General features: G+C 49.7%; 7 protein-coding genes and 1 pseudogene (1 of these 8 cut by a window edge). All 8 read right to left on the bottom strand.

Annotated features, from left to right (window positions below):
• Positions 1–1,766: CRISPR-associated endonuclease Cas3'' (locus H5U02_10850; protein MBC7342920.1), on the bottom strand; the 1,766-nt coding region annotated here is incomplete at its 3' end.
• 17 nt (positions 1,767–1,783) lie between these two features.
• Positions 1,784–2,608 carry a type I-B CRISPR-associated protein Cas5 gene (cas5b, locus tag H5U02_10845; GenBank protein MBC7342919.1) on the bottom strand — a complete coding sequence of 275 codons (825 nt, stop codon included), beginning with the start codon at positions 2,606–2,608 and terminating at the stop codon, positions 1,784–1,786.
• 13 nt (positions 2,609–2,621) lie between these two features.
• The gene (cas7b, locus tag H5U02_10840) at positions 2,622–3,572 is read right to left on the bottom strand and encodes a type I-B CRISPR-associated protein Cas7/Csh2 (GenBank protein ID MBC7342918.1); all 951 of its coding nucleotides are present in this window, start codon (positions 3,570–3,572) and stop codon (positions 2,622–2,624) included.
• A 90-nt stretch (positions 3,573–3,662) separates the two neighbouring features.
• Positions 3,663–5,705, bottom strand: coding sequence for a TIGR02556 family CRISPR-associated protein (locus H5U02_10835; protein ID MBC7342917.1), 2,043 nt, complete (start codon positions 5,703–5,705; stop codon positions 3,663–3,665).
• 16 nt (positions 5,706–5,721) lie between these two features.
• Complete coding sequence (gene cas6, locus H5U02_10830) at positions 5,722–6,498, bottom strand: CRISPR-associated endoribonuclease Cas6 (GenBank protein ID MBC7342916.1); 777 nt, start codon at positions 6,496–6,498, stop codon at positions 5,722–5,724.
• A 304-nt stretch (positions 6,499–6,802) separates the two neighbouring features.
• Entirely contained in the window at positions 6,803–8,227 is a 1,425-nt protein-coding gene (locus H5U02_10825) for a sigma-70 family RNA polymerase sigma factor (GenBank protein ID MBC7342915.1), read from the bottom strand.
• 11 nt (positions 8,228–8,238) lie between these two features.
• Entirely contained in the window at positions 8,239–9,540 is a 1,302-nt protein-coding gene (locus H5U02_10820; protein ID MBC7342914.1) for an ATP-binding protein, read from the bottom strand.
• Positions 9,480–10,587 (bottom strand): annotated as a pseudogene (locus H5U02_10815) (hypothetical protein); it runs 848 nt beyond the window's last position. Before H5U02_10815 ends, H5U02_10820 begins: the two are co-directional and overlap by 61 nt.

Genomic DNA, 10,587 nt, shown 5'->3' with positions numbered 1-10,587 from the left:
CTGCCTCCAACTCGTCGCTTAATCTCTTCTACTCTGGATAGCCTTTCCTTGGGGATAATATTCGTAGATAAATAGAAGACTTCTGCAGTTGGGTCCCCAGCTAACATATCCCGAATCTGCCGGTAGGCATTAAGGGAAGAGTTAATAGTGTTAAAAACTAGAAGATAGGAATGTCCGGGCTGATAGATGGCCTTGAATTCTTCTAACAGGTCCTCAATGGCTATCTCCTTTTCGGTCCGGCAAAGGAGTTCAACCCGATCCAATCCACTAAAGAGCCCGCGAGTGGTCTCGCTTTCACCGGTCAGCTCAACTGCCTCACCGGGAGCAAAGAGAAGCGGCCTAGTAGCCGTCATTACCAAGACGTAACAACCCAGCTCCTTGGTAATTAACTTCAATGCATACCCAATTAAATCCCAGTACTCTAGCTTTACACTTTGCACCTCATCTAGAATTACGATAGACCCGGCAATGTTGTGGAGTTTCTTGAGTGCTCGGTTGCGATAACCTATGATAGCGTAAAAGAACTGGATAAAGGTACTGATTACTATCTCTGATTCCCAGCTCTCTACTAGCAGCATCGCCTCATCCAACGCCCGTTCCTTTCCGTCTTCGGTATAGAAAACATCGGACAGGTGGTGATGCTTGATGAGATAGGCGCTACGGTTGGCCTCAAAATCAGGGAGCATCCCCAGCACCTCTTCGATAACCCCATAATTTTGGTCAATGATGCTCGTAAAGGGAAGGCAGTAAATGATGCGAGGGCTGTAACCATGATGTTGCTCAACCCAGTGTCGTAGCTTCAAAGCAACGGAGAAGCCCGTCAGCGTCTTGCCGGAGCCAGTGGGGGCAGTAAGGGTAAATAAATGTGGCTCGGCTTCTCCTTCCAGGGCTTGAATCAGGTTGGTGGTTGCTAAGTGGTACAGTCGTTCCCGAATTTGATTCATTTGCTTAATCTCGGCCTCCGGTTCACTTTGTCGGCCATCGCCAGTTGCATCCAAACCAAAAACCTGCCTCCGGTAGCGGTCTACCAAATCAGGCGGAAGGCTGAGGCGCCTAGTACTAGCAGTTCCTCCGGCACTTCGCTTGTCAGCATCAATAAGCAAAGAGTATAAGTAGAGAATTTTGTAAAACAAGCCCTGGCGAAACTCCGCCAGTTCCTTGTTCATCAGCCAATAACAAAGGCGGTGCAGGCCTCCGAATACTTGTATCCATTGGTCGAGAAACTCTCTGACCCCCGAAAGGCCACAGGATTCCTGATATTCAGCTTCGATCTCATCAGCATGCACCTTGAGATCCTTTGCCTGTTCTAAAGCCACCTTCAAGCGAGGTCGCAAGCTCACATTGCTTATGTTCGAGAAGTCTCCCTCCAACTCTCTCTCCCTGACTACCTCTTCTTCGACTAGACCTAGAGCCCCATGATGGTGTAATACCACAAAGTACGCTACCAGCGGAAAGTAGTCTTGCCCTGTAGTTCCGCGGAAGACCTCCCCACTTACAAAGTTACCCTTGCCCGCTTGATAGGCGGCAAAGACGGCCGAGATAAAGCCGTGGTGATGCAGGGTGCCATGCTCCTTCTTCCGCAGCAGGTAGTCTTGAAAGAAGCTGGTGTACTTACCGAAGTCATGACAGTAGGCCAGCAGTCTGCCGCAGAGGTCGAGGCGAGCCCCGCCTAAGGCGGGGCTCGCCTGGATGGCTCTCTCCATTTCCCTAGCCACCTCAACCAAGTGCTCACGCAAGAGCTTGTCCGGGTGCGAATAGAACTCCAAGCCATATTCCCCCTTGTTTATCCACGCTTTTGTTCAGAGCCCGCAGGTAAGGAAGGTGGCTCAAGAAACGAAATGCATTCCTCCTGGTCATTGCCGGTCCTATCCCGGTAGGACACAGTATAGACTGGGACTTGCATCCGGGCCCGTAGCTTATGTTGATTCTGCTCAAGCAAGTAGCTGGCAGTAGCTTTCAGGTAGCGATTGGAATCGAACTCTACCGGCATCTTCTCCTTGATATACTGCAACCGCTCCCCTTCCCTGCCCTTAAACTCTAGCCCTTTATAGGCAACCGCTTCCAGGCAACAAACGCTATCCAAGCTTACGGCACTGCCAGGGGCAATTAACTGCAAATCCCTTGCTCCTACCTCCGCCACCATCTCTAGCCGGCCCAGGAACATGGCTAACCCCAGGTAGGGAGGATAATATGCCTTGCCCTGGGATACCAAGTCTATAAGCTCATCCATTAGTTCCTGGTCTTGGTGGGCAAAATAGATCCGGTAGCGCAGACTTGGACCCCGAGCAGGCACCAAGATTTCCAGCGGTATCTGGGTCGGCCCAGCGCTGCCGTCTACTTCATTTAGCTTTTTGGTGCGCACGTAGTTGGCAGTCTGCATAATCCGCCGCACCGGCACCTTTATAGCTACGCCAATGCAGCAATTGGCGGTGGACAGTTCATCATAGTAGCTGTCCCGGGGCTTGCCGAGCACGCCCGCCAACAGCCCGGTAATAGCAGTGCGGGGCGGAAACGAATAAGTAAGAGAAGAGGAGTTGGTATAGTACTTTCGAAAGTGGGCCATGGGGCCGACCAAGTCAAATACCAACAGCCTTTCTATATCGATCATAGTGCATCTCCCTTTAAGAAAGGCGAACCAGCTTGCCCTCAAGCTCGCCTCCCACCAGCTCCTCTAGCCTGCCCCGTTTCCCTTGGTAGCTGAGGGCTAGCTTCTCGTCATGCCAGAAGTAGATTTGTTTAATAGCATCGCTCTTGGCAGATAGTTGATTCAACAAGTCGTCAACAACCAACTCGCACTCAGTTATATCCCGAAGTCCCTCAGTTTCTTGCAAATGCACCAGATCCCGGAAATCGCCAATAATGCTCAAGGCGTCATTGTACTCGACCCGTATATACAGCCGGGGGTATTGGCCGATCTTGCTGCGGGTGGCCTGGAGGGGGATGGCCTTAATCATGGCCTGGTCCAAGAGATGAATATCCTCCATAGTCAGATTGGTCTCCTGGGCTCGGATACCGCTTATAATGCCGTGAAAACCGATAAGGGAGAAATATACCCGGTAGTCCTTACCTATGGTTCCCTGCTCTTTACCTTCTTCGGCAGCGAAGTGAGAAGTGATGCTGGAGGAATCCACCAGCTCGGCTCGGTTTAAGGAATAGCCCCAGTTAAACTGTACTGGCCCGGTGAACCGGATGGAGGTGCCGCCGCGGCCACCCTCGCCTTTAATCGGCATGGTGGCGCCAAATAGCCTAACGTCAATCAGAGACTCAAGGATCCTGGGAATGTCGCTGGGACCTGCTTGTTTACCTAACAATGCTCTAAGACGTTCGGTGGCATTGACGGTCTTACCTTCTACCTTGGATACAAAGATCCCTTTCGTAGGGTCAGCTTCAAAGCAATCTTGGAAATAATCCCTTATGTAGCGCTTGAGCCGAACATCGCTGACTAAGTTGCGGCCCCGCTCGTAATCCATGCGCGGGCGGTTTTCATCGTCAGGATCACCATTAGGGTTACAAAGCTTGGCATCGTAGATAAAGAGAATCTCACTGTTGTTGAGCTTGCCCTCAGCTTTCATGGCCATTCCCATTTCTCCTTTCTAAAGTCACATCCAAGTTAGCACCACAAATGACTCCGTCAGTCCTGACCTCTCCCCTTTCATCACCAGCTATAGGCCCTCTGCTGCTTCAGTCCCCTCCTCATAATCCTCACCGCCAGCAGCTTTCTTCTCCTGGGCTGCTTCAATACCCTTGACGGTGGCATAAGAGTAGCCGGAAAGCAGGAAGAATACATTTTCCTGATCGGAAAGCTTCCAAGCATGGTAATTCTTGTCTAGCAGGCGTTTAGCCTCGCCTAGCACTATCTCGTTATACGGCAAGATCTTGTACTGGCGCAGCTTGTCGAAAACCTCGTTAGTCAACCTTACCAGCTGGTTGCGGTCCATGCCCTGGTAATTGAGCTTATTGAGGATGGCCTTGCTAACCCCTTGCCGTCGCTGGGCGCTGCCTATTTGCCCCACCAGGTAACCGAGCAAGAACAGAGCAGCTTCCTGTTCCCCGTAGCCCATCTCCTTTAGGTAATTCCTCATTTCCCCTTCTACCTTCAGGGCATCATAGTCCATAAGCTTTCCCCCTTGAATTAAATTCAGGCGCCGCAGGTAATTTAGGAACAAGTTTTGGCGCACCACGGCAAAAGCTAGCCCAGTCTCCCAGTCACCTCTTCCAAGCTTGATATTGTAGTTATTAAACTTCTCAAAACGGTAAACCCTAGCTGTCCCCAAGAATTGGTCAATCAAGTTAGCATAGCTTAAAGGGCGGTTGGAGAGGATGCTATCATAGATATCAAGCAGTTTCTTATATTCCTGACTCTTATTGCCGACCTCCAGTGGAATCAGGAAATAGATGGACTGCAGATCGATGTTCCACTGAGACGAATCCTTAAAGAAGGACTGAGCCGCCTCTCTAACCTGGGCAGTGGTAATGCGGAGCAGGTCTAGGCGAGATGGAGGCACGTCCTTGATCAGCCTTAGCACCCGGAATTCTGCCTGCGCTCTTAAGTAGAAGAGAATGTTGAGAAGATAACTGTTCTTTTGGTCTTCATACTCAATATAATCCTTAAGCTTCTCCTCATAATCAACCATGCCCTTGAAGGCTGCGGCTGAGTTGAAGCTAAACTTAATGTACTCCGCCCACTGGTCAAGCTGTTGGGGCAGAATTTCTGCTCCAAATAGGAATCCAGGAATCAGGAAGACATTGAAGCCGGCCAGCCGGGTACCCAGCTTTTTGGCCGTATAGCTTTCCGCTGCCAGCAGCGCCTTATAGCATTGAGCGCAGAGAGTGAAATTGCGAAAGAATTTGCCGCTAAGATCTGAGGAAAACCCGACTTTATCGGTTATGTAATATTTAAACTTTAGCCGGGTGGTGTTGGCGGTAACCCGGGCGCGCCGACCGCAGGCAGAACAAAGCAAATCATCCCTCGACTCGGACTGGTCTTGGTAAAAAGCCTCCACCTTATCTTGAGCCACAACCGGCGCATAATCCTCATAACTGGCAAGGGGAGTGCCGTTGACGGCCAAAACCCACAGCCGGATTTCCTTTTTAGCCGATATCCCGGTAGCCCTTTCGACCACTGCCTCCAGGATTGTCTTCACCTTGTCCACCATTTTCTTGGCGTTCTTGTCCACTGATCGGTAGAGCAACGCCATAAAGCGGTCCGGGTCCCCACCCGCCTGCTGCCACTCCTGGTACCCCTTGTCCTTGGAGCAAAGCAAGCTTGGATCCAAGACTTTGCCTAAGTGCAGGACCCAGCGATAGCGGTTTTGCGCGCCGCTCTGTGGCCCCAGGTCATAAAAAAACCGATGTAATAGCTCTTGGGCTACCCGCTCTATCAGCGTGCCAGTAGCGTCAAACTTACGAAGAAGGTTGGGCACAGTTTGGGAAACCAAAAAGTTTAAGTTGTCGGTGGTTGGATACCATTGGGGGCTGCTGGAGCCATCGGCGTTGCCCACCCATAGGTACTTGTCAGCCGTCGAGTCTGAAATCTCTTCCGGAACCAAGCTAACCCTCCCTGCTGACAAATCGAGGTCTAGGATCATCACATACTGCTTCTTGCCCTCTTTTTCCACGGCCAACGGCTGGGTCAAGGCGGTCACAAAATCGGCGCCTTTGCCTGACGCCGCAATGCTACCTAGATCTCGCATTGCTTCTAGCATGGCAATCCCTCCCAATCTAATCTCGTCTCGCCTTTGGCGCTAATGTCTCGTTTTCTACCTCGAAACAGCCAAAGCCCAAGGAATTCTTCGACCCCAACCCGGTTTCGTAAGCCAAGCGCAAGAGGGCAGGATCCCCCTGGAGCTGATAGGTACCCATCCAGCCCTTAATGACCGTACCTTTAAACCGCATCACTTTCTGTTGCCGATCGTCCCTAGGATATAATGGGACAAGAAGAAATTCTCGGCTTGCCGGCCGGCGGCCATAACAGACCATGTGCTTCTTGGCCAGGTTGTTATATAAGAGCTCTGAATAGCCTTCATCCCAAGGACTATGGTAAAGGGTATAGCGCTTGGGGCCCTCCGGCGTAGGCCGGAAGGTAGTGCTGTACATGACTACCGGGGAAAGCATCCTGATCCGCACCGGCTGGTTGGCATTAAACTCCGGGGTAGGGACTACTTCAATGCCCTTTACATAGACGGTTTGCCCCACTAAATTGAAACTGTCCTTTTTGGTGATAGTTTCGCAAAAGTCCCTGACTATCTCATCGACAATGGAAGACAAAACTAAGCGAAACGGGGATAGGATCTCAATCACCCCTTCGGCGGGGTGAAGGTTAAATGGGCCTTCCAGGCGCGAGAAGGTAAAGAGCTTAAAGTGGCGTTTCTCCAACGAAAAGCCGTGCTCGTGAAGGAAACGGCGCAAAGCCCTATCTGAAATATGCTCATAAATCATGCCCTGCAAAAAGTGATTGTACTGGATGGGAAGAAACAGCGGGTTGCTGACGAATTCCAACGAGACCCTTATTTTAGCGCACCCCCTAATAGGAGAATCTACCAAGGCATTTCTACCATAACATACATCCCACGACATAGAGTGTCGTTCTGGGCCGAGTTCGACAAAAATCCGCAAAAAACTAGCCAGGTGGGGAGGCCCAAGAAGGGTAAGCCAAAGTCCACCTGGCTTAATTTTCCACGCTGCCTAGTTAAATTCCTGCCAGCCTAGTTCAATCAGCTGAAAATTGTCGAATGTTGATACTTGAATTTGTTCGCAATATAAGCTTTGGTAGGATAGGAGCAAAAAGGTATGATCAGGAGCTTTAATGGTGGCGGACTAGGAATCTTCGGAAAAAACGAACTAGCCCTCTCTTCATAAACCCTATTGTCTGTTGACCAATAGCTAGCTCGTTATTGATAGCTCGTCCGATTGCCATCTTTTGCTTACGAGTTAGTGCCTCCTGAACAGCGGGAATGCACCAAAAATCCTTCCAAAAGTACCTTAACTTCGCAACGTCAACCTTCTCCAGGGCCGACACCAAGTCCCTTTCTGATATCACGGGGCGATTAAATAAACTAAACACGGCTTGTACCGCGTGCAGATCGTTTTCCTGCAGATCGTTTTCTCTTGAGTTTTTCCCTGCCATAACTGAAACGGCAACTCTCTCGTTCTTAACATAACCGGGTTTTGGAGGACGATATTCCATCCTTTGAATTGGTTTTTCAGGTCTGTCCAAAACCTTTATAGCCCTTGACCGGCTTGGATGCCTCAGTCTCTTAATGGCCTTGGCCTCTATTTGCCGGACCCTCTCCCGAGTTAGTCCAAGTAGCTTTCCCACCTCCCCAAGAGTCTTCTTCCTTCCATCAGAGTTAAGCCCATATCGGTTAACCAGTACAAACCTTTGTCTCTCGGATATGTCAAGCTCATTAAACCATTTGCGTACTTGTTCAAGATACAGTCGATCGATGGTATCATCCTCGAAACTATAGGTATCGGGAATATCTTCGAAAATGTACTGCCCAGGAGGAAGCGGGCTTTCTTTCTGCCTCAAGGCTTGGTCTTTTATACTTGCAGACAAAACCCAACTTAGATCACTATTTAACGAAACGGGCGGCAGCCAAGCCGCTAGATCAGTACTCTTAACGTCAGAAGGCATTCTCCCAGTCTTGCGAATCTGGGCTACTATCCTTTTGCGCTCCTCGAACAGGTGAACCGGGTGGCGCAAGGTGCTGCCTACCTCGGCAATGTAGCGACTGATTCTCTGATTAATCCAAGAGGCGGCATACGTTGCAAGAGCGCCCTTCTCAGGATCCCATCGGCGGATTGCCTCGACCAGGCCGAAAACGCCCTCCTGGACATAGTCAAGGAATTCATACGGGCAAGCTTTCCCGTATTTTTCTGCAATCCTAAAGATCCATGGAAGCCCGGTAATAATCAGTTCTTCTAATGCCTGGCGGTCTCCATTTTCAATCTTGGCCTTTGCGTCTCGTTGTCCTCGGAAATTAAGCCTTGGCAAACCGCTAACTTGGTCAACAAAGACTTTCACCCCCGGTTGTACGGCTAGTTCATTAGGAAGTTTAAGCCGGACCGGAGCATTCATATAACGGTCCTTATCCCGGAAATCTATGTTGTCCAAAAGAGACTCGATATCGACTAAATTGTCGTCATTTAGAAGATCAATTAGTTCCTTTGTCTCGTCGAATTCCTTTGCAAGTTCCTCCTTGGCTACTCCATTAGCCATACCCATCACAGCCCTTGCTAAAACAGCGAACGCTTTATCTTCTGTTCAGTAGACTCTCCGCCACCATGCCTGCTTCGCCTTGGCCGGATAGCGATCCGGCAAACGCTTTCCCGCTCATCGTCAACAAGAATTGCCTCACCACGTCGATTAAGACTGCGCACAAAAGTCTTTAGTTCGCCACCCATGTAGGTGGCGCTCAAGCGGTTAAGGGATTGAATGTCGTCTATGGCCGTAATCTTGTGAGATAAAATCAAGTCGCACTGTGATAGCAGCTCGGAGTCAATCGCAGATGGCTGTTGCGTGGCAGCGATGAGCCCAAGTCCAGGTTGACGTCCCTCTTTTACCCACCGTATAAGAATCTCCTTACATAATGACGGTCCCGATTGCGGCACGAACTGGTGAGCTTCGTCCATGGCTAGCCAAACCCTCGGGAGCTCAGCGCTTAGACCAAATTCTTCCTTCCGCCTGGCCTTGGTTCTAATCGAGAAGAGATTACGAGCAACAATATCGACTATCAGGTTGCGCAATCCGTGCGATCCGGGATCAATCACGCTGAGGTCAAGAACATTAATTGCATTTGAAGCGAATATGTTTTCTTCAGCATAACTGCTGTTGTCTTCGAAAATGCCCCACTTGGAGGCAATATTTAACCTGTTAAGTAACGCCTCCTTCGTCTTCTCCTGCGCCCTAGGATCCCTTTCGACTGATCGCTCTAGATCAGCAACAGAGAAAAAATCACCTTTCTCCTGCAAGTTGGAAACTGCACGGTAAAGGGCGATCCCCATCAAGTCGTTCACATTAAGGTTAAATAAAGAACACCAAGCATCAGGAGATAAGTCTGCAGGGTTTATGCGCAACGATTGGACATCAACTCCTCGTTGCCGTAAGAGATCAACGATCTCTTCGTCGCCATACCGCCGTATAGGGTTACCTGGAACCAGCAAACGTATAGGAAAGCCCTTTTCAGTCAACCCCCATCGATAAAGTTCGTGAATCTGGTCGTCATTTGGCAAAGTCATTGTGTGGAAGATTCCCATGGGATCCGCCAATACAATAAGTGCGTCTCCTTGTGCCTTCTCAAAGAGTTCTTCAATAAGAACCCCCATTGTATACGATTTACCAGAACCTCGCTTACCGCAAATAAATACAACTCGCGACCGGTCCCCCTCAATGATTACCTCTTCGTTAGTCTCTATATCTTTGCCGATCCGCAATAAAACTCGCTGTGCCAAAGATGAGGTCGCCTCCTTTATCCATGCTAACCAAATACTCGAAGTAATGGGACAAAAGACTCTGCCATGCTCACACCGCCATGACATCCCCATTCTACGTTCCTCAGCCTTCTACGATGGTGAGTCACTGGCAAAGAGAAGGCGTTGTCTCTCGAGTGCCAAACCCCGAATTGCCTCAAAATCTGTGGGACCTTTTCCTTTCCACGGTAATAGCGTACTGGCACCGCTCCTTCGTCGAGAAACACTGCGTCGTCTGGAAACTCATTATGCCAGAGGATGCCATGGTCAGCTGTTAGAACTAATACAAACGTCATTCCCAACCCCCGTAGCCTATCTATCAAATTGGCAACATCCTTCTTAATCGCGCCAAGAAGATGTTCCTTGGGAGGGCGGTCCCTATGGTGATGGGCGTATCCATCGAGCCCCGCACGGATAATCTGCACATAAGTTCGGTTATTTAGATGCTTGGTTTGGAGCCACTCTATAATCTCGTCAAAGCTTTCCACTTTCCTCAGCTGACCCTGGGCAAACGTGAAGAACAACTGGTCCACCAACTGGTTATGCCGGTCCCAGTATGAAAACCCTACCCGGTTCGAAATCCCGCGCTCAAAAAGTCGTTCGGCTATATGGGGTACCCCGACTAACCGCCGCATTCCCTCGCGCGTAAGTGATACCCCATCCACCAAGCAAGGAACAGCCAGGTCTTCAGGGAAATCTGTGAACGATAGACCATCAATGACGATTAATACTGCCACTGATGGCTGCAACAGGTCTACAGACTCGAGAAAATAATCCGGAATTTTACTCTGTCTAAAAACTCCCGGCATAAAACAAATTTCATGAAAGTCCTGCGCAAGGAGAACCTCAAAGCCTGGATCCTTAGAGGGATCATATATACATTGTACTATTGGCAAGAAAGAACAGTGAGCAGACACATTCTCATTTTGAGCTGCAAAGATGACGGTCGGCGCATCAGTTAGCGGGTGAAGACGATTGACTGCTAGCTTGAATTCTGACAGAGAAAAACATGTTACAGCCCTCTTACCTAGCTTTACTCTGAGCCAGGGATTCCAAGTAGTTATGACCGGCGTCTTTTCTAGCAAAGCAATAAGCTCGTCAAAGCTTAACTGAATA

Source organism: Clostridia bacterium (genome assembly GCA_014360065.1).
GTDB lineage: Bacteria > Bacillota > DSM-521 > Neomoorellales > JACIYF01 > JACIYF01.
This window is presented reverse-complemented; position numbering and strand designations above follow the sequence as displayed.

Coding starts and splice junctions, on each gene's coding strand:
- H5U02_10825 (MBC7342915.1), bottom strand. CDS start 8,227: ATGGGTATGGCTAATGGAGTAGCCAAGGAGGAACTTGCAAAGGAATTC.
- cas7b (MBC7342918.1), bottom strand. CDS start 3,572: ATGAAAGCTGAGGGCAAGCTCAACAACAGTGAGATTCTCTTTATCTAC.
- H5U02_10835 (MBC7342917.1), bottom strand. CDS start 5,705: ATGCTAGAAGCAATGCGAGATCTAGGTAGCATTGCGGCGTCAGGCAAA.
- cas5b (MBC7342919.1), bottom strand. CDS start 2,608: ATGATCGATATAGAAAGGCTGTTGGTATTTGACTTGGTCGGCCCCATG.
- H5U02_10820 (MBC7342914.1), bottom strand. CDS start 9,540: ATGTCATGGCGGTGTGAGCATGGCAGAGTCTTTTGTCCCATTACTTCG.